The following is a 23460-nucleotide window of genomic DNA, read 5'->3' on the forward strand; positions in this document are numbered from 1 at the left end:
GCATTTAGATGAAACTATCAATTCTTATCACTCTTTTAAATGAAGAATTAGTTCTAGCTCAAACGCATAAAGCCATTTCTGAGCAGTTAGAGAGTATGATTTTATCGGAAGAACTGTCTGATTATGAAATTCTTTATGTAGATGACGGGAGCAGCGATAGCACTCTAGAGCTAATCGATGCTATTGCGAATGAACATCCACGGGTCAAGTATATCAGCTTTAGTAGAAACTTTGGTCGCGAGAGTGGAATTCTTGCTGGTTTTAAGTATGCAACCGGTGATGCAGTTATGGTGATGGATGGAGATTTGCAACATCCGCCTTACCTAATTCCTCTTTTTGTAGAAGCGTATAAGGAGGGATACGATATCGTCAGTGGTCAGAGAAGTCGAGAAGGGGAGTCATTTGTAGGGAGCTTCTTTGCTCGTAGTTTCTATAAATTCTCGAACCATTCCATGGATGTCAAGTTAACAGACGGGAAATCTGAATTACGACTCCTCAGCAAGAGAGCTGTGGATGTGTTTGTTTCGCTGCCTGAGTACAATCGATTTAATAAAGGGCTCTATGAGTGGATTGGTTTTAAAGAGAAGGTTATCCCTTATAAAAACGAAGTTCGTAAAGCAGGAAAAAGCAAATTCGGCTTTAAGAAGTCTATGAACTATGCTTTCCAGGGGATTATCTCATTTAATGATCGTCCTCTTAGAATTTGTATCCAATTTGGATTTGTCAGCATGGCTCTGTCTCTTCTCTACATTGTTTATGAGTTTTGTAAATTTATCTTTTCTTCCGACTATACGAGTGGATATTTCACCACAATAGCAGCCATTATCTTGTTTAGCAGTGTGCAGCTGATCTTCATCGGTGTGCTTGGAGAGTATATCGGAAAGATTTATTACGAGGTGAAGCAACGTCCTCACTTTATCGTCGCGAAAAGCAATATTGACCAAGCTGAAAAAGATAAGATTGGTTAAGAAGACATAGGAGAAAACAAACATGGATAAGTGGTTAACGCGTTGGCAAGAGTTAAAAGGGAAACACCCTAAAGCCTTGCTTTATACGATAAGTGCCTTACTACCGATGACCATCATGCTGGTTGTTTGGTTCTTCATGGGTAGCTATCCCTTTGGGAATAAAAGTCTGATGGCAGTTGACTTTGGTCAGCAGTATATCAGCTTTTTTGGCTTACTTAAACATGCGGTACTTACGGGTGATTTGAGTAGCCTGACTTACTCTTTTACTAAATCTCTCGGTGGAGACATGATAGGGGTTTTGGGCTATTACTTGATGAGTCCCTTTAATATTTTTTATATTATTATCCCCTTCAAACACTATGGTTTAGCAGTTTTCCTGACTATTTGGCTCAGATATGGAGCAATCGGCCTTTCTTTCTCTTACTTCCTGATTAAGCGCTATAAGGGAGCAGAATCTCGTGTGTGGTTGGTGCCTCTGTTTGCAACAGCCTATGCTCTTTCAGGCATGCTCGTTTCCTATCAGATGAACGTCATTTTCTATGATGCCATGATCATGCTACCGCTCGTTATCGTTTATCTGGAAGAGCTCTTGGATGGAGGAAGACCCTATCGTTATGCCTTTATTTTAGGGTTAACAGTCTTTCTGCAGTTCTATATGGGCTATATGATTTCGATTTTTATCGTCCTATACTCTTGTTATTATGTTTCACCACGCCTCTCTATCCAGGGAACTTTGAAGCAGAAGCTGAAACACTTCTTGAGTCCTTTGGTAAAAACATTTGCCTTCTCTGTCATTGGGGTTGCTACGGCATCGGTATTGATTGTGCCAGTTTTCTATAATCTCCTTGAGAGTAAGGGGCAAGTTGGAGATGCCATGAAGTTCTCCTTCGCTTTTCAGATCAATCCTGTGGATATCCTGTCTAAACTGGCTATCGGTGGTTTTGATACTGCCTCAGGCTGGTCGGCTGGACCTAACCTTCCAAATATCTATATCGGTGCTTTAGGATTTATTGGTTTCATCCTTTACTTTACATCCAAGCAAGTAGTTAAGGAAAAACGTTGGGCTGCAGGAGCTGTCACCTTAGTCTTCTTCCTTTCCTTTGTCAATGAGTTTGTAAGTAAAATCTGGCATATGGGACAAAACCCAGCTGGATTCTTCTTCCGTTTTTCATGGTTATTCTCGTTCTTTATGCTTGTTTTAGCCTATCAAGTAGTGAAAGGGCAAGTAGAAATTTCTCGCAGAGGGAAGTTGCTTTCAGTGGTGTTACTGGTTTTATCAGCAATTTATCTCTATACAAAGAAATTCACCTATCTTCCAAAAACTCAACCTGAAGCTTTGACTCAATTTCTATCAAAGAACTTTATTGTATTTTGGATTTTACTATTAGCTATCACTGCAGCTTGCTCTTATCTCTATTGGAGTCGTTCTCGTAAAGCTCCTAAAGTGAAAAAAATGGTGCTATTGATAGCTGGAGCTGTCGTCCTTCTTCTAGGAATTCTTCTCCAAACAGGATATTTCTTATCTCAGGTTGTATTAACCTTGCTAGTCTACTTGGCGGTTATCTTCTTACTGCGCTCAAGAATGACAAGATTAGCCATTCTTGCCTTATCTACCTTAACAATCTTTGAGTTGGGTTACAACGCTTATCTATCTCAAGTGACCTTCGGGTATGCAGATGTAGATAAGTTTGTAGATGCAACGGTATCTGTAAAACAAGTGACAGACGATGTTCAGAAACAAGCAGACCAACCATTCTATCGAATCGCTTCAACCTTTGCCTATTCAAAAACAGTGCCATCGCTTATTTCCTACCCAGGTTTAAGTACCTTCAGTTCAAGCTTAGAGCGTACGACCATGGATCAATTTGCCTTTATGGGTGACCAAGGGATTAATGCGGCGACAGAGTATGAAAATGGAACTCCTCTGACAGATGCCTTATACGGTGTTCGCTACTATATGGATGTCAAGGATTTGGATCCTACTGAGAAAGAAGCTCATCCTGAGAGAATGTATTTCACACGTTTTGCAAGTCGTTTTGACATGAGCCGTTATTTCACGCAGAAGGTCTACGAAGATGAACGTTATATCGTGTACGAAAATCCAAATTCTTTCCCATTAGCCTATGGAACAAATGATTTAGTAAGAAACATCAACTTTGGTAGAAATAACGCTATCCAAAATCAAAATATCATCCTTAACTCTATGGAAGGCGTGAAAAAAGGCGAAGAGAATTATCTCGACTACTTCAAACCCCTAGCTTACGGAGATGCTGAAACAGAAAATCTTACTGAGGAAAATGTCGACAAAGAAAAAGGAACTGCAGTCTACAAGCGGGTGGATTCTTCTAAGGATGCAATCGTTCGCTACCGAATTACTCCTCGAACAAACTTGACCTATTATTTCTTCGTACCAGCAAGTCTAAATTCAGAGAAAGATTACTCCGTCCTTCTGAACGGCAAGTGGTTCACTCATTCTAAGAGAAATACGCAACGTCAACTATGGCAAATCGCTGACAATGCAGAGAATCAAGAGTCTGTACTGGAGTTCCGCTTTAAAACAGATAAGGTTGACCTTTCAAATGCAGGAGTTTACCGCGCAGAAATCAGTCAAATTCAAAGTGCTTTAGAAAAGCGGAAGGAACAAGGTCTACAAGTTGAGAAATTCTCGAATACTCATATCGTCGGTTCAGTGAATATTACTGACGACAGTAAATACATGATGACCTCTATCCCTTATAGTGAGGGTTGGAAGGTGAAAGTAGATGGCAAGGATGTCCCTGTGACAAAAGCATGGAACAGCTTTATTTCATTCCCGATTACTTCTGGACAACACAAAGTAGAATTTGTCTTCTCTCAAAAAGGAAGGGTTACAGGTGCTGTATTGACTCTCATTAGTCTAACAACGCTTTATATCGTCAGAAGAGATTACAAGAAGGATGATAAAAACCAGCTGAAAGAAAATCAAGACGCTCCATCAGCTGAGTAAGCAATCTTTTATCAACTATAAAAAAATACGGTCAGGATACCATCCCTGACCGTTTTCTTTTACAAAATGACAAAAATCTTAAACTTTTTGACAAATATGCTTGTCAAAAATAAAAAGATGTGTTACAATGAAATCAAGATAAAGAACAAAGGAGAAAAAAGGCATGCTAAAAAATCGTCTAAAAGAGCTTCGGGCTCGCGATGGCCTGAATCAAACAGAGCTGGCCAAACTAGCTGGCGTGTCCAGGCAAACCATCAGTTTGCTAGAGCGGGATGAGTACACGCCATCCATCGTCATTGCCCTGAAGATTGCTCAGATATTCCATGAGCCGGTCGAGTCAGTCTTCCGCTTAGAGGAGGATGAGTGATGAACAAGTATAAAGTGATTTATTATCTATCTATAGTCGTGTTTATCGTAAATCTTTTGGCTATGATTGGGAGCCTATTTGGTTGGTTTACGATCGTCGAAAGTAAATACCTCTTCTGGATTAACATAGTGCTACTATTAGTCTTTAGATGGGTAGAGAGAAAGATAAAGTTTAAAGAGATCCTAAAAGGAGAAAAGTTATGAAAGAGTTTTTAGCAGGTTTTCAAGTCGATACAGAGAACAAAGCACTTGCAGGTGTTTGTGCAGGATTAGGAAATTATTTTAACATTCAAGCCAATATCGTTCGTTTGGTGACAGTCTTCTTGTTTCTCTCTTCGACGGAGATTGGTATTTTAACAGTTACAGCCTATGCTTATCTAGCAGGTTGGCTTGGTAATGAACCCTTGGGGGATGGAGCAAAAAAAGCTAGAAACCAAGCTATTCTCTTACTTGCTGTTTGTTTGATTTTGGTATCACTTGGAACAGAAGGCTTGACCGCTATCTTCGAATCAGGTAAAGATTTTGGTCAATGGTTGTCTGGCTTGTTTTAGAAAGAGGTTGAAATATGGAAAAGAAACAAATCATTTTTGCACTGAAGATTTTTCTTGCAAGTGTTTTATTAGCAATATTTGCTGGTTTCCTTGGTGATAATCCTTTAGGTATCAGTCAAGAGCAAGTAGTCGTTGCCTTGTACTCAATCTTTCTTGGTTTAGGGATGCTTACGGTGATTCTAACCTTTTATTTCACTAGAAAAAGCCATCAGGCTTATCAGAATTATCAAAGAGAGGAAGAGGATGAAGGAAATGAGCAAGACTACCTTGCTACGTATCGCTTCTTAGATTATGCTACAGTAGCTTGGAATGTTTGCCAAATTAGTATGCTTTCCTGTCTACTAATAGATTTGGGAGGTTTAGGCCTATCAGCAGCATCCTTACTTTTGATAGTTTTAGGTATCTGGGCGGGTGCTTACTGTCTAAAAATCACCAGCAAGATTCGTAACTACAAACTTTCTATTACGGCGACTCCCAAGGAAGTTTTAGACTACCTTGACACTTATGATGAGGGAGAAAAACAGGCTGAGATGGAAGAAGCTTACTTGATCTTATTCAAGGTCAATCAACTCCTCATTCCTGGTATCTATGTTGTCTTAGTAGTTCTATCTTTAGTATTAGGTCAAGTACAGTTGGTTGCTCTGCTTGTGGCAGTTGTCATCCATTTGTATACAAATGTTGCACAGTTGCGTAAAACAAAACGTTATTTCAAATAGGAGAATCTTATGAAAACACTTAAAAATATCGGCTGGTATAGCCTTGCCTTCTTATCATTTCTTATGGTCTATAGTTTTATTCAGGGCGTAGGTTTAGCCGCCTTGATAATGGGAGCACCTGACTACGTTGCTGTCCCTGTTTATGTCTTATTAGCAGGAATCTTTACCTTCGTTACCTACAAGTGGTATAAGACAGGAACCGTTACGATTGAAAAAACGGTCCTTAACAAATACATCTGGCTGCCTGCCTTGGTATGGGTCCTTGTCATTGTTGTAGAAAACTTTTTACCAAATGATCCATCAGCCAATCAACAGATGGTAGATCAATTGGCTCAAGAACAACCTCTCTTCACTTTCTTCATGGCAGTCGTCTTTGCACCCCTGACAGAAGAATTGACCTTTAGAGGTATGTTGGCTCGCTTTGTCTTCCCTCAACAAGACAACGTCAAGAAGACAGCTCTCTTTCTTCTTGTAAGTACCATCCTTTTTGCACTTGTTCATTTCCCTACTACTCCACAACAATTCCTAGTCTATAGTGCCCTTGGTCTTAGTATGGGCTTGGCTTATATCAATAAGGGTGGTCTGGCTTATAGTATGGGATTGCATGCCTTAAATAATTTAATTTCATTTGTGATGATAATGATGCTATAATAGACTCAGGAGGAAATCATGAAACGAGTACTAATATTAGCAGTCATTCAGGCTATCTTTCTCTTCTTTGTCATCGGCTTACTTGTCTATTTCATTAAGGGGGATTTCTTTTATAACAATCTAGCGGTTATCTTTGCTCCTATCGCAGGAGTGATACGATTTGCGACGGCTTATGTGACAGAAATTGTCCTTCCTAAGAAGACAGAAGAGATTGCTGAAAAGCGTAAAAAATAAAGAAAACTCAAATCCAGTGAATGACTTTGCTGGATTTTTTTATTTATAAGAGGATTCTCTCAACTTTTCTGCTGATTTTCATGAAGAGCCTGCGCTTTTATGGTAAAATAGTAACAGAATACAAGAGGAGAGAAAACATGAAACGTAGTATGTATGCTGGTCGTGTTCGTGAGGAGCACATCGGACAAGAAATTACCTTGAAAGGATGGGTTTCCCGTCGTCGTGACTTGGGTGGATTGATCTTTATCGACCTTCGTGACCGTGAAGGGATTATGCAGTTAGTTATCAACCCTGAGAAAGTTTCTGCGGGAGTGATGGCAATAGCTGAAAGCCTTCGTAGTGAATTTGTCATCGAGGTGACTGGTCAGGTTGCAGCACGTGAGCAGGCCAATGATAAACTGGCAACTGGAGCGGTCGAACTGAATGTAATGGCTCTTACTGTGCTTAACACAGCCAAAACAACACCATTTGAAATCAAGGATGGCATTGAAGCAAACGATGATACGCGTCTACGTTACCGTTACCTTGACCTTCGTCGTCCAGAGATGTTGGAGAACCTTAAACTTCGTGCCAAAGTAACACATTCGATCCGCAACTACTTGGACGAGTTGGAATTTATCGATGTGGAAACACCATTCCTTTCTAAGTCAACACCAGAAGGGGCGCGTGACTATTTGGTGCCATCTCGTGTTAATAAAGGGCATTTTTACGCCCTTCCTCAAAGTCCGCAGATTACAAAACAGTTGTTGATGAATGCGGGATTTGACCGTTACTACCAAATCGTCAAATGTTTCCGTGATGAGGACTTGCGTGGTGACCGTCAGCCTGAATTTACCCAGGTCGACTTGGAAACTTCGTTCCTGACAGAGCAAGAAATCCAAGACATCACAGAAGGCTTGATTGCGCGCGTGATGAAGGAAACAAAAGGAATCGAAGTAACGCTGCCATTCCCTCGTATGAAGTATGATGATGCCATGGCCCTTTATGGATCTGACAAGCCTGATACTCGTTTTGAGATGTTGCTTCAGGATTTGACAGCAGTGGTTAAGGATGTGGACTTCAAGGTCTTCTCAGAAGCTCCTGCGGTAAAAGCAATCGTAGTCAAAGGTGCAGCAGACAACTACTCACGTAAAGACATCGACAAAATGACAGAAGTAGCCAAGCAGTATGGTGCTAAAGGTCTTGCTTGGATCAAGGTTGTTGACGGTGAATTAAACGGACCAGTCGCTAAATTCTTGACTAGCATTCAAGGCGATTTAACAAGTGCGCTTGGTCTTGAAGATAAAGACTTGGTTCTCTTTGTGGCTGATACGCTTGAAGTAGCCAATGCAACACTTGGGGCCCTTCGTGGACGTATTGCCAAAGAGCTTGGCTTGATTGATAACGACAAATTTAACTTCCTCTGGGTAGTTGACTGGCCAATGTTTGAATGGTCTGAAGAAGAAGGTCGTTATATGAGTGCCCACCATCCATTTACGCTTCCTCAAGCAGATACTGCTCATGAACTAGAAGGTGATTTGGCTAAGGTTCGTGCTATTGCCTACGATATCGTCTTGAACGGTTATGAGCTTGGCGGTGGTAGCCTTCGTATCAACCAAAAAGAACTCCAAGAACGCATGTTCAAGGCCCTTGGTTTCTCAGCTGAAGAAGCCAATGACCAGTTTGGATTCCTTTTGGAAGCTATGGACTATGGATTCCCACCACACGGTGGCTTAGCTATCGGGCTTGACCGCTTTGTCATGCTCTTAGCAGGCGAAGATAACATCCGTGAAGTTATTGCCTTTCCTAAGAACAACAAGGCAACTGATCCAATGACGCAAGCACCATCAACAGTAGCTCTTAAACAACTAGAAGAACTCAATCTACAAGTAGAACAAGATGAAACAAACGAAACTAACTAAAAAGTGGCACTATTATCTACGCCGCTTTGCTCATCGGGTGAAGATTTTGCGTGTCTTACAAGGAATTTCTAAAGAAAAATACGATGAAAAAATTTCAGCTTCTCTGGTATATGGTTTTCTATCAGCAGTAGCCGTCAATTTCTTCTTCCAACCAGGGCACGTTTATTCAAGTGGTGCAACAGGTTTGGCTCAGATTATCTCAAGCCTTAGTAACTACTGGTTTAATTTCCACATTCCAATTTCTGTAGCTTTCTATTGTATCAATATACCACTCATGATTTTAGCTTGGCGCCAGATTGGACATAAGTTTACGATATTTACCTTTATCACGGTATCCATGAGCTCGCTCTTTATCCAGTTTGTGCCAGTGGTGGTACTGACAGAGGATCCAATCATCAATGCTCTCTTTGGTGGGGTCGTCATGGGACTTGGAATCGGCTTTGCCTTACGCCATAACATTTCCAGTGGTGGAACGGATATTGTCAGCCTTACTATTCGTAAGAAGACAGGACGAAACGTCGGAAGTATCTCCTTCCTAGTGAACGGTACAATTATGCTAATTGCTGGTTTGACCTTTGGTTGGAAATATGCCCTCTATTCTATGATTACCATCTTTGTCTCAAGTCGTGTAACAGATGCAGTTTTCACCAAACAAAAACGCATGCAGGCTATGATTGTTACTAGTAATCCAGATGCTGTGATTGAGAAAATTCACAATAAATTGCACCGTGGAGCGACCATGATTCACGATGCTGAAGGAACCTATAATCACGAACGTAAGGCAGTATTAATTACGGTTATCACTCGTGCAGAGTTCAATGATTTTAAACAGATTATGAAACAAGTGGATCCAACAGCCTTTGTATCGGTCTCAGAGAATGTTCATATTCTTGGACGATTTGTCGAAGTTGAAAACTAGTTGTTCAGGTAAATAGGATACAAAAAAACCAACTCAAAATAGAGAGTTGGTTTTTATTTTTCAACGATTTCGTGTGCAATTACTTGTCGATAGCAGATTTGACGATTTTCCTTGACATCATTAATGATTTGAAGAATGGTTTCAAATGAAGTTCGACCAAGAGCAAGACTATTGATATCAACATAGGCAGCTAGATTCAATCTTGGATTGACCGAATCAAAGCTGAGAACCGGAACATCAAGCTGGTGTTCGTTGAGGTAATTACAGACACCTTCAGCTAAGAGGCTATCCGTTGTGATAATAGCATCGGTCTGAGGGTCGTATTTAAAGAGTTGTTTACTAAAGTTATAGCCCTTTTCTTCTAGAAACTCGTCTGCAAAAAAAGTACGGTGACTATCAAGAGGCAGATTGTGTTCTTGAAGTGCTTGCTCGTAACCTGTCAGACGGTCCTGGGTAACGAAGAGTTTCTTGGTACCACCAATGAAAGCAATGCGACTACAACCTTTTTTGATGAAATATTCGGTCGCATCAAATCCGGCTTGGATGTTATCATTATCAACAAGCGGAATAAAAGGAGAAAGTGATTTTCCAAGAATGAGGAAGGGGAATTGCTCCTCGACAACTAGTTGCACCAAGGGATCATTTTCTTGAGCATACAAGAAGATAAGCCCATCCACACGTTTTCCGTAGACCATTTGTGAAATGGCGTTTAAACGCTCTTTCTCATCCTTACCAGTCGCAATCTGAATGGCATAGTGGTTTTCCGAGGCAACCTGTGCAATCCCTCTAAGAACAGAAGGGAAGAAAGGATTTTGGTAGAAAACGTCTGAATCATCTGGAAGAACCAAGCCGATAACCTGCGTATAACTACTAACCAGGCTTCGGGCATTGAGGTTAGGATGGTAGTTGAGTTCCTTCATAGCCTTTCGAACTCGTTTTTTTGTTTCGTCACTAATCGTTGATTTGTTTTGAATAACACGGGTTACGGTTGAAGGAGAAACTCCTGCAGCTTTGGCCACGTCTTTTATCGTAACAGGCATAATAATCTCCTACTTTTTGTAGTCTGGATCACGATAATGAGTCTTATAAAAGATAGTGACCAGATATAGAACAAATAAAATGTTTTGAACAGTAATCAAAGTTGCCATATTCTGCCCCAAAAGACCTAGAATCATGGTCAGTAAAGTTGGTAATCCTAAACAGTTCAAAATAAAATGATAGCACTCTTTATAGGTCTTAAATGAGAAGAGACGAGATTTTTTCGTGAAGTAGAGCAGAAGGCTAGCACCTAAAGCTACAATGAAAAAATTAAGTCCAAAGAGAAAACTAGCACCTAAGACCAGGAAGAGGCTGATATAGACGCGATTCTGTTGATACCAGTCTTTTGAAATAGCCTGAGTCAAGCTTTCCTTGCTTTGGAAACTATCAGTTGTAATAGCGTGATAGCGAATGCTGGTTAGTTCTTTTCCTTGCTTACTGATGATGAGTTGCTCGGGTTCAAAGCTAAGAAGTAATTCCTCAGGGAAACTTGAACTAGCAGTAGCCCCGATTTGTACAGAAGCTTGATGAGGAGTCGAACCAGTATAGCTTAGTTTTCCATCTACAATCTGAGCATTGGTAGCTAGATCCTGAACGACTTCGTCCGTCAATGGAGCATAGACATCATCGATGAACGTCTCTAAAGGATAGGTTTCCTGAGAACTGTTCTGGATAGCAATAGGCACCATGGATAAGCTAATCAAGAAAATACTGGTAAAAATCAGTTGAAACCAGTTTAGACCAAAACGATGAGAGAGGGGCTTACGAAATCCCCAAATACTATTAAAATAAGAAAATGGATATGGTAACATAAATCTCTTTCTATAGGCATTTTTCTATACGAGTATTATATAGAGAAATGTTTTTTATTTCAAGCGGGGATAGTAGAATCCTTGGTAAAAGTGAATGTTTGTTATGATTTGTCCACTAACTAACAAGGTAATCTCAGCAAGCTCTTGTTTCTCACCAGACAATCGATGTACAAGTTCAAAAATGAAAAAGGGTGGCGGGGGTATATTACCCCTTGTCGCCACCGCTTGTAAGTCCTGAAACGAAGTTCTTTTGCAAGAAGAAGAAAAGTGTACAGATTGGAAGAGCGATGAGGATAGCACCTGCTGAGAAGTAGGCGATCTTCAAGTTCTTCGCATTGCTGACGAAGGTTTGTAGACCAACGGCAACTGTATAGTATTCTTTTTCACGAAGCAAGAAACTAGAGAGGATATAGTCTCCGAAAGGTCCCATGAAGGCCCAGAGTGCTTGTACAGCAACCATTGGGCGAACAAGAGGGAGAACGATTTGCCAAAAGCGGCGGAAGTGTCCTGCACCATCTAGTTTTGCAGACTCATCAAGAGACATTGGCACGGTGTCAAAGTAACCTTTCATCAACCAAGCATTCATCGGGATACCTCCACCAACGTAGAGGAAGATGAGGAACCAGCTTTGGTTAAGGGCGTTCAACATGAGGGCCATAACGAAGAAGGCAGTCAAAGCGGCCATTGTTGGCACCATTTGGATAATCAAGAAGAAGACCAAACTTTGTTTACGAGCCAAGAAGTTGTAACGGCTATAGGCATAACCAGCAAGTACGATAATACTTGTCTGAACAACCATAGTGATCAAAGCGATGATCAAAGTGTTGAGGTACCATGTGCCGTACAAGGTTTCAGTAAAGAGCCCTTTGAAGTTATCAAGACTGAAATTGACATTGCTGTCGAGCTTGAAGGCCACAACGTTACCGGCCTTAAAGGCTGACATAATCGTGATTAAAAGAGGATAGATAATAACGATTGAAAGTCCAATTAAGTAAAGATAAGTAAGGGTTTGAGTCAGTCTACGTTTGATTCTGATTGAGTTATTCATCTTAGACGTCCTCCATATCAAATGCGTGTAGTTTCTTGAATGCAATCATAGAAATAGAGATGACAATGATTGAAATAATCAAGGTAACTGCAGCTGCCATAGAGTATTGAGGAGCTGTACCAGTTGTCAGACGGTAGATCCATGAGATCAAGATATCGGTTGAACCAGCTCCACCACCGACACTACCAGGACCACCACCATTGAAGAGGTACATGATAGAGAAGTTGTTGAAGTTGAAGGTGTATTGGCTAATCAAAGTAGGCGCCGCAACAGCCAAAATCATTGGGAAAGTGATGTTGCGGAATTTTTGCCAAGCGTTTGCACCGTCGATATAAGCTGCTTCATACAAGTCATTTGGAATAGACTGTAAGATACCGAGAGTCAAGACGTAGATATAAGGGAAACCAAGCCATCCTTGCATCATAATCAAGGCAATTTTAGTCCAAGTTGGATTTGTCTTCCAAGGGATAAGAACGCCATCTAAGAAAGGAAGAACCTTAGCAAAAAGTGGCAAAACTTGAGTATTGATAGCACCAACACTATCGTTGAACATGTTTGAGAATGTCAAGATAGTGATGAAGGCTGGAACCGCCCAAGGTAGAAGGAAGATAACACCAAAGATACGTTTACCCTTGATGAATGGTTGGTTAGCAATAATAGCTGTAAAGATACCGAGTACGATTTGCAAAGTAGATGCAGATAAAGCCCAGATAATAGTCCAAGAAAGAACAGAACCGAAGGCTGAACGGAAGGTACTCAAGCTCCAGATATTTGTGAAGTTAGTCAATCCAACCCAATCCAATCCAATAATTTATTTGGTGGTAAGTGTTGGAAATCGTAGTTAGTAAAGGCAATCATCAAGGTTACAATAACCGGGAAGATGATGGCAAATGTCATGGCAACGTAAGATGGAATGATAAGCAAGTAAGGGAATCCATTTTCATAGATACCTTTAATCATATCCTTAAGTGTCAATGGGACAGGGATGCCATTATTGATACGTTTTGCAATAGTGTGAGCGTCTTTAATATTGAGAATATAAAAGGCTAGATAAACAATTACAAAAATAGAGTGGAATGCACCACGAATCAACATGAAGAGAGAGTTGTCACGGCCAGGTTTTTCACCAAGCGTGATTAAGTTGCTCAATTCAGGTGCTGCAAGTACTATAAAATAGAGGACAAAAGCCACTGTTACAGCAAGGAAGATAAAACCTTTAGCTTTTTGTTTGTTGTAGATTTGTCCCAACCCAGGAATCAATGAAAGCAAGGCTGCTTTTTTTGGTTGTTGTTCCATGAGTGCTCCTTTCATAAGATACGAGCATTGAGCTCGATGCTAATCAGCAAAATTGCTGAAAACATTGTCAATATATCTAAAAATCAAGGGAGATGTTTAAATTATCTCCCTTGAATCAATCAATTAGTTACCAAATTTTTGTTGGATTGTTTCTTTGATCAATGTTACAGCATCATTAGCAGCTGTTTTAGCATCTTTCTTACCACTTACAGCTTCAAAGAGCATTGTTTTAGCTGGATCCCAAACTGTTGACATTTGAGAGATGTTTGGCATTGGTTGTGCGTTCTTGAACTGCTCGATAACAGCTGTAGTCAACTCATCGTTTTTACCTTCAGCGTAAGCACGAGCTTCAGTGTTAGCTGGGATTTCGTTAGTAGCATCGTAGAATGCTTTTTGTTGTTCAGTTGAAACAAGGAAGTCTACAAATTTTTGAGCGCCTTCAAGGTTCTTAGTGCTTGATGGGATGATCCAAGCTTTACCACCACCAAAGGCTGCGTAGTTTTTACCGTTTGGAAGAGTTGGGATAGTTGCAACACCGTAGTTTACTTTAGCATCTTTGAATGCTTGAGCTTTCCAAGGACCATCGATGATAGCAGCTGTTTTACCTTCTTGGAATTGAGTTTGGATCAAGTTTCCAGCACCTTCAGTATCTTGCATACCTTTAGGCCATTTTTCGTACCAAGTTTTAGCGTATTCGATACCTGCGATAGCACCATCGTTAGCAAGACCGATATCTTTAGGATCTTTACCATTGTCACCAAATACGTAAGCTCCGTTACCAGCAAGAAGTCCGTATGCGTAGTAGAAGTTAGTCCAGTCAGCTAGGAAAGCAGTAGTTTTACCTTCTTCACCAGCAAAAGCGTATTTGCTATCTTTAGCAAGGTTTTCTAAGTCAGCAAATGTTTTTGGAGCTTCTTTAATCAAGTCTTTGTTGTAGTATAGAACAAGTGACTCGATAACAGCTGGAGCACCGTAAACTTTACCACCAACAGTTACAAGAGATTTAGTAGTGTCATCAGTTTTAGCACCGTCGCTCAAAGTTACTTCTGAAAGTTGTCCGTCAGTACCAAGGCTACCTACACGGTCGTATGGAGCCATCATAACGTCAGCGGCTTGACCTGATTGGTTGTCAAGTGAAAGTTTGTCAAGTCCACCAAGTTGGTCACCAGATTTGATGTTAACTTTTGTTCCTGATTCTTTTTCATAAGCAGCAGCAACTTTCTCAGCGTAAGCTTTATATTGGTCTTCAACGTAGAAAGTGATTTCTTGGCTTCCTGATGCAGAAGAATCAGCTGCTTTATCAGCAGTTTTGCTTCCGCAAGCTACCAAAAGCAAGCTAGCAAGAGTAGCAGTACCAAGTACAGCAGCGCTCTTCATGAATTTAGTTGACATAGTGTATTCCTCCTAAAGAATAACAAATTTTAATTTCGAGGAAACGCAAACGTTTTCCCTTATGACCTTAGTATAGCACAAACAGAAAACGGTTGCAAGCATTTTTTTGAAAAAATTTTAAAAAGCTTGTGACTGGCTAATTCCTAAAATTGTTTGTATAATAGAAGAGAAATAGGAAATCGTGTAAATTTCAATTCAAAAATAATTGAAGGGAAACGATTGCATAAATAGAAGACGAAACAAAGGGAGGGGGAAAATTAAAATATAGGGAATTTCCGATTTCGGAAATAAAAAGTAGAGAAAAAGTTTTTTTTACAAACGCTTGCATTTATTTTAGAAATGGGGTATACTTGACTTAGCGCAAACGTTTGCGCAAAAATTGAAATAATTAACAATATAAACACTTGAGGTGCTAATATGAAAAAACGTCAAAGCGGTGTGTTGATGCACATCTCATCACTTCCAGGAGCATACGGAATCGGATCATTTGGTCAAAGCGCCTATGATTTCGTTGACTTCTTGGTTCGTACAAAGCAACGTTACTGGCAAATCCTTCCTTTGGGAACAACTAGCTATGGAGATTCTCCATACCAATCATTCTCAGCCTTTGCTGGAAACACTCATTTTATCGACCTTGATATTTTGGTGGAGCAAGGTTTGTTGGAAGCAAGTGATCTTGAAGGTGTGGACTTTGGTAGCAACCCAACTGAAGTTGACTACGCTAAAATCTACTATGCACGTCGTCCGCTTCTAGAGAAAGCTGTCAAACGTTTCCTTGAAGCTGGAGATGTCAAAGACTTCGAAAAATTTGCTCAAGAAAATCAATCATGGCTTGAACTATTTGCAGAGTACATGGCTATCAAGGAGCATTTTGATAATCTTGCTTGGACAGAATGGCCAGATGCAGATGCTCGTGCTCGTAAAGCTTCAACTCTTGAAAGCTACCGTGAGAAATTAGCTGACAAGCTTGTTTACCACCGCGTAACCCAATACCTTTTCTTCCAACAATGGTTGAAATTGAAAGCATACGCTAACGAAAACCACATCGAGATTGTCGGAGATATGCCTATCTATGTAGCGGAAGATTCAAGCGACATGTGGGCAAATCCACATCTCTTTAAAACAGATGAAAACGGGAAAGCAACTTGCATCGCAGGTTGCCCACCAGATGAATTCTCTGCAACTGGTCAACTTTGGGGTAACCCAATCTATGACTGGGAAGCAATGGACAAAGATGGCTACAAATGGTGGATTGAACGCTTGCGTGAAAGCTTTAAAATCTACGATATCGTTCGTATCGACCACTTCCGTGGATTTGAATCTTACTGGGAAATCCCTGCTGGTTCTGAAACAGCAGCACCTGGTAAATGGGTGAAAGGACCTGACTACAAACTCTTTGCAGCGGTTAAAGAGGAACTTGGTGACTTGAACATCATCGCAGAAGACCTTGGATTCATGACTGACGAAGTTATTGAACTACGTGAACGCACTGGCTTCCCAGGAATGAAAGTCCTTCAATTTGCCTTCAACCCAGAGCACGAAAGTATCGACAGCCCACACTTGGCACCAGCCAATTCAGTTATGTACACAGGAACACACGATAACAACACTGTTCTTGGTTGGTATCGCAATGAAATCGACGATCCAACTCGTGAGTACATGGCACGTTACACAAACCGCAAGGAATATGAAACAGTAGTACATGCTATGCTTCGTACAGCCTTCTCATCAGTAAGCTTTATGACTATCGCTACTATGCAAGATTTGCTAGAGTTGGATGGTTCAGCTCGTATGAACTTCCCATCTACTCTTGGTGGAAACTGGTCATGGCGTATGACAGAGGATCAATTGACTCCTGCTGTCGAAGAAACTTTGCTTGACTTGACTACAATTTATCGCCGAATCAATGAAAATTTGGTAGAATTAAAGAAATAAGACATTATCAGGAGACACAAAAAATGTTACCATTAAAAGAATTTGTACAAAATCGATACAATAAATCCATCGCAGAATGTAGCAATGAAGAGCTTTACCTTGCTCTTCTTAACTACAGCAAACTAGCAAGCAGCCAAAAACCAGTCAACACTGGTAAGAAAAAAGTTTACTATATCTCAGCTGAGTTCTTGATTGGTAAACTCTTGTCAAACAACTTGATTAACCTTGGTCTTTATGACGAAGTTAAAAAAGAACTTGCTGATGCAGGTAAAGAGTTGATCGAAATTGAAGAAGTAGAATTGGAACCATCACTTGGTAATGGTGGTTTGGGACGTTTGGCAGCCTGCTTTATCGACTCAATCGCTACACTTGGTTTGAACGGTGACGGTGTTGGTTTGAACTACCACTTTGGTCTTTTCCAACAAGTTCTTAAAAACAACCAACAAGAAACAATTCCTAACGCTTGGTTAACTGACCAAAACTGGTTGGTTCGCTCAAGTCGTAGCTACCAAGTGCCATTTGCACACTTCACATTGACATCTACTCTTTACGATATCGATGTACCTGGTTACAAAACAGCTACTAAAAACCGCTTGCGTTTGTTTGACTTGGATTCAGTTGACTCTTCTATCATCGAAGATGGTATCGACTTTGACAAGACAGACATCGCTCGCAACTTGACTCTTTTCCTTTACCCAGACGATAGCGACAAACAAGGTGAATTGCTCCGTATCTTCCAACAATACTTCATGGTTTCAAACGGTGCTCAATTGATCATCGATGAAGCAATCGAAAAAGGAAGCAACTTGCATGACCTTGCTGACTACGCAGTTGTACAAATCAACGATACTCACCCATCAATGGTGATTCCTGAATTGATCCGTCTGTTGACTGAACGTGGTATCGAACTTGATGAAGCAATTTCTATCGTTCGTAGCATGACTGCTTACACAAACCACACAATCCTTGCTGAAGCCCTTGAAAAATGGCCTCTTGAATTCTTGGAAGAAGTGGTTCCTCACTTGGTACCAATCATCAAAGAATTGGACCGTCGTGTTCGTGCTGAATACAAAGATCCGGCTGTTCAAATCATTGATGAAAACGATCGTGTACACATGGCCCACATGGATATCCACTATGGATACAGCGTAAATGGGGTTGCCGCTCTTCACACAGAAATTTTGAAGAACTCTGAGTTGAAAGCCTTCTACGATCTTTACCCAGAAAAATTCAACAACAAAACAAACGGTATCACTTTCCGTCGTTGGCTCATGCATGCTAACCCAAGCTTGTCTCACTACTTGGATGAGATTCTTGGACGCGAATGGCACCATGAAGCTTCTAAATTGGAAGACCTTCTTGCTTACGAAGACAAGGCTGCTGTCAAAGAAAAATTGGAAAGCATCAAAGCTCACAACAAACGTAAATTGGCTCGTCACTTGAAAGAACACCAAGGTGTGGAAATCAATACAAACTCAATCTTTGATATCCAAATCAAACGTCTTCACGAGTACAAACGTCAACAAATGAACGCTTTGTATGTGATTCACAAATACTTGGACATCAAGGCTGGTAATATCCCTGCTCGTCCAATCACAGTATTCTTTGGTGGTAAAGCAGCTCCTGCCTACACAATCGCTCAAGACATCATCCACTTGATCCTTTGCTTGTCAGAAGTAATCGCTAATGACCCAGCAGTTGCACCACACTTACAAGTGGTTATGGTTGAAAACTACAACGTTACTGCAGCAAGCTTCTTGATTCCAGCGTGTGATATCTCTGAACAAATCTCGCTTGCTTCTAAGGAGGCTTCAGGTACTGGTAACATGAAATTCATGTTGAACGGAGCTTTGACTCTTGGTACTATGGACGGGGCTAACGTGGAAATCGCTGAGTTGGTTGGAGACGAAAACATCTACATCTTTGGTGAAGATTCAGAAACTGTTATCGATCTTTACGCAAAATCAGCTTACAAATCAAGCGAATTCTACGCTCGTAAAGCGATCAAACCATTGGTTGACTTTATCGTGAGCGACGCTGTTCTTGCAGTTGGTAAGAAAGAACGCTTGGAACGTCTTTACAATGAATTGATCAACAAAGACTGGTTCATGACTCTTCTTGACTTGGAAGACTACATCAAAGTGAAAGAGCAAATGCTTGCTGATTACGAAAACCGTGATGCATGGTTGGATAAAGTGATCGTCAACATTGCTAAAGCAGGATTCTTCTCATCTGACCGTACTATCGCTCAGTACAACGAAGATATCTGGCACTTGAACTAAGATTAAACAAAAACGCATCTATTAAAGATGCGTTTTTTAATATTTAAACTAATTTACAGTGCTTTCCCAACCAGAATCTCTGCTTCGATAGTAATCTCAGTCAACTGACTCCAGTCAATCATGCTTTGATCGACGTGAAAGAGTAGGGGCGTCATGCTGAGTAAGGCCTGTCTTTGCTCTGCGGTGATAGGCTTGGTTAGGGAAGCTATCTGACTAGATTGGATGCTGAAATGTTCTTGGAAATGTTCCTTGATATCTTGGTTGGAATAGTCCTTCTTTGTTAGTTGCTCCTGTACCACTTGACGGATTTCCTTGAGATGATTTTCAGTTGGAATGACCTTAATTAAGATACCGTTTTGGGATAAAACGCGGCGAAATTCACCGTAGTTGGCAGGTGAGAAGATATCAAGCAGGATATCCATACTAGCGTCTTTTATAGGAAGGCGAGCCAGGTCGCCAACGAACCAATTGACCGCCCAGTTGGTTTCACTTTTAGCAGCGATTTGGACCGAGTCTTTTGAAATGTCAAAGGCATAGAAGGTTTTATCAGAGTGACTTTCTTGGAGTTTACGAGAGTAGAAGCCTTCGCCACAACCGATGTCCAAGACAGATTTTGCGGATGGTTTGGTTGCTAGTAAGTCCGAGATGCCTTCTAAGATAGCCTGATAAAAGGCAGCTTCTAGGATTTGCTGGCGATTTTGAAAGTTTTCCTTGTCGTAGTTGGCCGATTGCTTGATTTGTGGTGCTAGATTGACATAGCCGAATTTTGCCAGATCAAAAGAATGGCGGTTGCTACACTTGAGGCTAGTCTCAATCAAGGTCAGATTTTCTTGGCAGATAGGACAGGCAAAGGCACTAGCAGAAGCAAAGCGCTGGAGTTTGGGTTTGAGGTTTGTATTCATAGTTTTAGTCTAGCAAAAAAAGGACTGGATAGCAAATGCCTCCAGTCTGTTTTTTAATATGTAAGGACGAAGTATTTTTTCTTACCACGGCGGATAACAGTGAGTTCGTTCTCTAACTTATCTGCGTCACTCAAGACATAGTCAAGGTCTTGGATGCGGTCGCCGTTGACGTAGATAGCACCGTTTTGAACATCTTCACGGGCTTGACGTTTTGAGTTAACCACGCCAGAAGATACGAGAAGTTCAACGATGTTGTGATTTTCGTCTGCTTGTACTTGGTAGTTTGGCACGCCACGAAGTCCTTGTTTGAGTTCTTTGACAGAAAGGTTTTTGATATTTCCTGCAAAGAGTTGTTCAGTGATGTTAAGGGCTTCTTTGTAAGCTTCTTCTCCGTGGACAAGAGTCACAACTTCACGAGCGAGGACTTTTTGAGCCAAGCGTTCGTGTGGCGCCGCTTCAAATTGTTTACGGATGTCTTCAATCTCGTCTAATGACAAGAAAGTAAAAATCTTCAGGAAGCGAACAGCGTCAGCGTCCATGACGTTCATCCAGAATTGGTACATTTCGTATGGAGAAGTCTTTTCAGGGTTGAGCCAAACAGCATTCCCTTCAGATTTACCAAATTTCTTACCAGTTGCATCTGTAATCAGTGGAACAGTAATAACGTGGCCAGTCTTGTCAGCCTTACGACGAAGCAACTCAGTGCCAGCTGTCATGTTTCCCCATTGGTCAGAACCACCGATTTGAAGAGTAACATTGTGCTCTTGGTTAAGAACGAAGAAGTCGTACCCTTGCATGATTTGATAGGCAAACTCAGTGTAAGAAATCCCTGTTTCGATCCGTTTCTTCACAGATTCCTTGCTCATCATGTAGTTGACAGTGAAGTATTTTCCGATATCACGGAGGAAGTCAATGAAGCTGATACTGCCAAACCAGTCGTAGTTGTTGACCATGACAGCTTTATTTTCACCATTTTCAAAGTCAAGAAAGCGAGAAAGTTGTCCTTGGATAGACTTGACCCAGCCATCCACTGTGTCTTTTGTTTGGAGACTACGTTCAGCATCTTTGAAGGACGGATCTCCGATGAGACCTGTAGCACCGCCAACGAGCGCATATGGTTTGTGACCTGCTAACTGCAAGCGACGACTTGTCAAGATTGCAACAAGGTGGCCTAGGTGAAGGCTGTCAGCAGTTGGATCGTAGCCAGTATAATAAGAAACTTGACCTTCTTCTAGGGCTTTACGCAAAGCTTCTTCATCAGTCGTTTGAAAAATCAAACCACGCTCTTTTAGCTCATCAAAAATGTGCATGTGTCTTTTCTCCTTTTTAAAATATTGTTTCTACCTATTGTACCACAAAGTCAGGAAATAGCCTAGTATCTTAGGGGAGAAAGTTGCTGCTTGGACTTTTTTGGAAACGAGTGAAATATGGTATAATAGCACTAGCTTATTTTCAGAGAAATAGATAAAAATCGTTAAGAAAGGGGCTGAAAGATGTCTCATATTATTGAATTGCCAGAAGTATTGGCCAATCAAATCGCAGCAGGAGAGGTCATCGAACGTCCTGCTAGTGTAGTCAAGGAGCTAGTTGAAAACGCCATTGATGCTGGCTCTAGCCAGATTATCGTAGAAGTTGAAGAAGCTGGACTTAAGAAGATCCAAATCACAGATAATGGTCACGGAATCGCCCACGACGAGGTAGAATTGGCTCTCCGCCGTCATGCGACCAGTAAGATTAAGAATCAAGCGGATCTCTTTCGGATTCGGACCCTCGGTTTTCGTGGTGAAGCTCTGCCTTCTATCGCTTCTGTCAGTGTTTTGACTTTGTTGACAGCAGTGGATGGTGCCAGTCACGGGACCAAGTTAGTGGCTCGTGGGGGTCAAGTTGAGGAAATTATTCCTGCGACCAGTCCTGTGGGGACTAAGGTTTGTGTGGAAGACCTCTTTTTCAATACACCGGCTCGGCTCAAGTATATGAAGAGCCAGCAGGCAGAGTTGTCTCATATCATTGATATTGTTAATCGTCTGGGGTTGGCTCATCCTGAGATTTCCTTTAGTTTGATTAGTGATGGCAAGGAAATGACACGAACAGCTGGTACGGGTCAACTGCGTCAAGCCATTGCTGGGATTTATGGTTTAGCCAGTGCTAAAAAGATGGTTGAAATTGAGAATGCTGACCTAGACTTTGAAATTTCAGGCTTTGTCTCATTGCCGGAATTGACACGGGCTAATCGCAACTATATCAGTCTCTTCATCAATGGGCGTTATATCAAAAACTTCCTGCTCAATCGTGCCATTTTAGATGGTTATGGCAGTAAGCTCATGGTGGGGCGTTTTCCGCTGGCTGTCATTCACATCCATATCGATCCTTATCTAGCAGATGTTAATGTGCACCCGACCAAGCAAGAAGTGCGGATTTCCAAGGAAAGAGAACTGATGGCGCTGGTTTCAGAAGCTATTGCAAAGAGTCTCAAGGAACAGACCTTGATTCCAGATGCCTTGGAAAATCTAGCCAAATCTGCGGTTAGAAATCGTGAAAAGGTAGAGCAAACGACTTTGCCACTGAGAGAAAATACGCTCTACTATGAAAAAAACGAACCGACAAGACCGACACAAGCTGAGGTGGCAGACCATCAGGTGAATCTGACGGAAGAAAGACAGGATTTGAACCTGTTTGCCAAGAAAACCTTGGACCAGATGACCAAGCCAGCCAAACTGCATTTTGCAGAGAGAAAGCCTATCAGCTATGACCAACTGGACCATCCAGAGTTAGACCTGACTAGTCTTGATAAGGCTTATGACAAGTTGGAACGGGAAGAATCTTCAAGCTTTCCAGAGTTGGAATTTTTCGGTCAGATGCATGGAACCTATCTCTTTGCCCAAGGTCGAGATGGGCTCTACATCATAGATCAGCACGCGGCTCAGGAACGGGTTAAGTATGAGGAGTATCGTGAGAGCATTGGCAATGTTGACCAGAGTCAGCAGCAACTCCTAGTGCCCTATATCTTTGAATTTCCTGCGGATGATGCCCTTCGTCTCAAGGAAAGAATGTCACTTTTAGAGGAAGTTGGTGTCTTTCTAGCAGAGTATGGAGAAAATCAATTCATCCTTCGAGAACATCCTATTTGGATGGCAGAGGAGGAAATCGAGTCAGGTATCTATGAGATGTGCGACATGCTCCTCTTGACCAAGGAAGTTTCAATCAAGAAATATCGAGCTGAACTAGCCATTATGATGTCCTGCAAGCGGTCCATCAAGGCCAACCATCGTATTGATGACCACTCGGCTAGACAACTCCTCTATCAACTCTCTCAATGTGACAACCCCTATAACTGTCCCCACGGACGTCCGGTTTTGGTTCACTTCACCAAGTCAGACATGGAAAAGATGTTCCGTCGCATTCAGGAAAATCATACTAGCCTACGAGAGCTAGGAAAATACTAATACTCTTCGAAAATCTCTCT

General features: G+C 41.3%; 19 protein-coding genes and 1 pseudogene. 13 read left to right on the forward strand and 7 right to left on the reverse strand.

What is annotated here, in order from left to right; all coding sequences use genetic code 11:
- The first annotated feature begins 8 nt into the window (after window positions 1-8).
- The 10 genes from O3643_RS04660 to O3643_RS04705 all read left to right on the forward strand — a co-directional run bounded on the left by O3643_RS04660 (window position 9) and on the right by O3643_RS04705 (window position 9292).
- A complete protein-coding gene (locus O3643_RS04660; protein WP_371500180.1) occupies window positions 9-968 on the forward strand; it encodes a glycosyltransferase family 2 protein in 960 nt (319 codons plus the stop codon).
- Between the two features lie 22 nt (window positions 969-990).
- Entirely contained in the window at window positions 991-3954 is a 2964-nt protein-coding gene (locus O3643_RS04665; RefSeq protein ID WP_371500182.1) for a YfhO family protein, read from the forward strand.
- A 163-nt stretch (window positions 3955-4117) separates the two neighbouring features.
- Window positions 4118-4321, forward strand: coding sequence for a helix-turn-helix transcriptional regulator (locus O3643_RS04670; protein ID WP_000916944.1), 204 nt, complete (start codon window positions 4118-4120; stop codon window positions 4319-4321).
- Complete coding sequence (locus tag O3643_RS04675) at window positions 4321-4524, forward strand: hypothetical protein (RefSeq protein WP_036758187.1); 204 nt, start codon at window positions 4321-4323, stop codon at window positions 4522-4524. Before O3643_RS04670 ends, O3643_RS04675 begins: the two co-directional genes overlap by 1 nt.
- On the forward strand, window positions 4521-4871 hold the full coding sequence (locus O3643_RS04680) for a PspC domain-containing protein (protein WP_371500185.1): 351 nt from the start codon (window positions 4521-4523) through the stop codon (window positions 4869-4871). The genes O3643_RS04675 and O3643_RS04680 overlap by 4 nt, the downstream gene beginning before the upstream one ends.
- 14 nt (window positions 4872-4885) lie before the next feature.
- Complete coding sequence (locus tag O3643_RS04685) at window positions 4886-5587, forward strand: DUF3169 family protein (RefSeq protein WP_371500187.1); 702 nt, start codon at window positions 4886-4888, stop codon at window positions 5585-5587.
- A gap of 9 nt (window positions 5588-5596) precedes the next feature.
- Complete coding sequence (locus O3643_RS04690; RefSeq protein ID WP_371500189.1) at window positions 5597-6238, forward strand: CPBP family intramembrane glutamic endopeptidase; 642 nt, start codon at window positions 5597-5599, stop codon at window positions 6236-6238.
- A gap of 18 nt (window positions 6239-6256) precedes the next feature.
- Window positions 6257-6472, forward strand: coding sequence for a hypothetical protein (locus O3643_RS04695; RefSeq protein ID WP_006149190.1), 216 nt, complete (start codon window positions 6257-6259; stop codon window positions 6470-6472).
- Between the two features lie 137 nt (window positions 6473-6609).
- Window positions 6610-8373 carry an aspartate--tRNA ligase gene (aspS, locus tag O3643_RS04700; protein ID WP_371500191.1) on the forward strand — a complete coding sequence of 588 codons (1764 nt, stop codon included), beginning with the start codon at window positions 6610-6612 and terminating at the stop codon, window positions 8371-8373.
- Window positions 8351-9292: a YitT family protein gene (locus O3643_RS04705; RefSeq protein ID WP_371500193.1), complete on the forward strand. Its 942-nt coding sequence runs from the start codon at window positions 8351-8353 to the stop codon at window positions 9290-9292. The genes aspS and O3643_RS04705 overlap by 23 nt, the downstream gene beginning before the upstream one ends.
- A 53-nt stretch (window positions 9293-9345) precedes the next feature.
- On the opposite strand, the gene O3643_RS04710 is transcribed toward O3643_RS04705, so the two are convergent.
- The 5 genes and pseudogenes from O3643_RS04710 to O3643_RS04730 all read right to left on the reverse strand — a co-directional run bounded on the left by O3643_RS04710 (window position 9346) and on the right by O3643_RS04730 (window position 14878).
- Window positions 9346-10332, reverse strand: coding sequence for a LacI family DNA-binding transcriptional regulator (locus O3643_RS04710; RefSeq protein ID WP_371500195.1), 987 nt, complete (start codon window positions 10330-10332; stop codon window positions 9346-9348).
- Window positions 10333-10341: 9 nt separating this feature from the next.
- A complete protein-coding gene (locus O3643_RS04715; RefSeq protein WP_371500197.1) occupies window positions 10342-11142 on the reverse strand; it encodes a DUF1189 domain-containing protein in 801 nt (266 codons plus the stop codon).
- Between the two features lie 205 nt (window positions 11143-11347).
- A complete protein-coding gene (locus O3643_RS04720) occupies window positions 11348-12190 on the reverse strand; it encodes a sugar ABC transporter permease (RefSeq protein WP_006149195.1) in 843 nt (280 codons plus the stop codon).
- A gap of 1 nt (window position 12191) precedes the next feature.
- A pseudogene (locus tag O3643_RS04725) lies at window positions 12192-13486 on the reverse strand (ABC transporter permease subunit).
- A gap of 123 nt (window positions 13487-13609) precedes the next feature.
- Window positions 13610-14878 (reverse strand): extracellular solute-binding protein, encoded by a 1269-nt coding sequence (locus O3643_RS04730; RefSeq protein ID WP_070678334.1) that lies wholly within the window; start codon window positions 14876-14878, stop codon window positions 13610-13612.
- 417 nt (window positions 14879-15295) lie between these two features.
- Between O3643_RS04730 and malQ the strand changes: the two genes are divergently transcribed.
- Both malQ and glgP read left to right on the forward strand, forming a co-directional pair.
- Window positions 15296-16813 (forward strand): 4-alpha-glucanotransferase, encoded by a 1518-nt coding sequence (malQ, locus tag O3643_RS04735; protein WP_247913176.1) that lies wholly within the window; start codon window positions 15296-15298, stop codon window positions 16811-16813.
- A 23-nt stretch (window positions 16814-16836) separates the two neighbouring features.
- Window positions 16837-19095: a glycogen/starch/alpha-glucan family phosphorylase gene (glgP, locus tag O3643_RS04740; protein WP_371500200.1), complete on the forward strand. Its 2259-nt coding sequence runs from the start codon at window positions 16837-16839 to the stop codon at window positions 19093-19095.
- Window positions 19096-19148: 53 nt separating this feature from the next.
- Here glgP and O3643_RS04745 read toward each other — a convergent pair whose 3' ends face one another.
- Both O3643_RS04745 and tyrS read right to left on the reverse strand, forming a co-directional pair.
- A complete protein-coding gene (locus tag O3643_RS04745) occupies window positions 19149-19997 on the reverse strand; it encodes a putative RNA methyltransferase (protein ID WP_371500202.1) in 849 nt (282 codons plus the stop codon).
- Between the two features lie 53 nt (window positions 19998-20050).
- A complete protein-coding gene (tyrS, locus tag O3643_RS04750; RefSeq protein WP_036758166.1) occupies window positions 20051-21307 on the reverse strand; it encodes a tyrosine--tRNA ligase in 1257 nt (418 codons plus the stop codon).
- 183 nt (window positions 21308-21490) lie between these two features.
- On the opposite strand from tyrS, the gene mutL reads away from it, so the two are divergent.
- Window positions 21491-23440, forward strand: coding sequence for a DNA mismatch repair endonuclease MutL (gene mutL, locus O3643_RS04755; RefSeq protein ID WP_371500204.1), 1950 nt, complete (start codon window positions 21491-21493; stop codon window positions 23438-23440).
- Window positions 23441-23460 lie beyond the last annotated feature (20 nt).

The organism is Streptococcus sp. 20925_1_44, from assembly GCF_041432435.1.
GTDB classification, from domain to species: Bacteria; Bacillota; Bacilli; order Lactobacillales; family Streptococcaceae; genus Streptococcus; species Streptococcus infantis.

Coding starts and splice junctions, on each gene's coding strand:
- O3643_RS04660 (WP_371500180.1), top strand. CDS start 9: ATGAAACTATCAATTCTTATCACTCTTTTAAATGAAGAATTAGTTCTA.
- O3643_RS04665 (WP_371500182.1), top strand. CDS start 991: ATGGATAAGTGGTTAACGCGTTGGCAAGAGTTAAAAGGGAAACACCCT.
- O3643_RS04670 (WP_000916944.1), top strand. CDS start 4,118: ATGCTAAAAAATCGTCTAAAAGAGCTTCGGGCTCGCGATGGCCTGAAT.
- O3643_RS04675 (WP_036758187.1), top strand. CDS start 4,321: ATGAACAAGTATAAAGTGATTTATTATCTATCTATAGTCGTGTTTATC.
- O3643_RS04680 (WP_371500185.1), top strand. CDS start 4,521: ATGAAAGAGTTTTTAGCAGGTTTTCAAGTCGATACAGAGAACAAAGCA.
- O3643_RS04685 (WP_371500187.1), top strand. CDS start 4,886: ATGGAAAAGAAACAAATCATTTTTGCACTGAAGATTTTTCTTGCAAGT.
- O3643_RS04690 (WP_371500189.1), top strand. CDS start 5,597: ATGAAAACACTTAAAAATATCGGCTGGTATAGCCTTGCCTTCTTATCA.
- O3643_RS04695 (WP_006149190.1), top strand. CDS start 6,257: ATGAAACGAGTACTAATATTAGCAGTCATTCAGGCTATCTTTCTCTTC.
- aspS (WP_371500191.1), top strand. CDS start 6,610: ATGAAACGTAGTATGTATGCTGGTCGTGTTCGTGAGGAGCACATCGGA.
- O3643_RS04705 (WP_371500193.1), top strand. CDS start 8,351: ATGAAACAAACGAAACTAACTAAAAAGTGGCACTATTATCTACGCCGC.
- O3643_RS04710 (WP_371500195.1), bottom strand. CDS start 10,332: ATGCCTGTTACGATAAAAGACGTGGCCAAAGCTGCAGGAGTTTCTCCT.
- O3643_RS04715 (WP_371500197.1), bottom strand. CDS start 11,142: ATGTTACCATATCCATTTTCTTATTTTAATAGTATTTGGGGATTTCGT.
- O3643_RS04720 (WP_006149195.1), bottom strand. CDS start 12,190: ATGAATAACTCAATCAGAATCAAACGTAGACTGACTCAAACCCTTACT.
- O3643_RS04730 (WP_070678334.1), bottom strand. CDS start 14,878: ATGTCAACTAAATTCATGAAGAGCGCTGCTGTACTTGGTACTGCTACT.
- malQ (WP_247913176.1), top strand. CDS start 15,296: ATGAAAAAACGTCAAAGCGGTGTGTTGATGCACATCTCATCACTTCCA.
- glgP (WP_371500200.1), top strand. CDS start 16,837: ATGTTACCATTAAAAGAATTTGTACAAAATCGATACAATAAATCCATC.
- O3643_RS04745 (WP_371500202.1), bottom strand. CDS start 19,997: ATGAATACAAACCTCAAACCCAAACTCCAGCGCTTTGCTTCTGCTAGT.
- tyrS (WP_036758166.1), bottom strand. CDS start 21,307: ATGCACATTTTTGATGAGCTAAAAGAGCGTGGTTTGATTTTTCAAACG.
- mutL (WP_371500204.1), top strand. CDS start 21,491: ATGTCTCATATTATTGAATTGCCAGAAGTATTGGCCAATCAAATCGCA.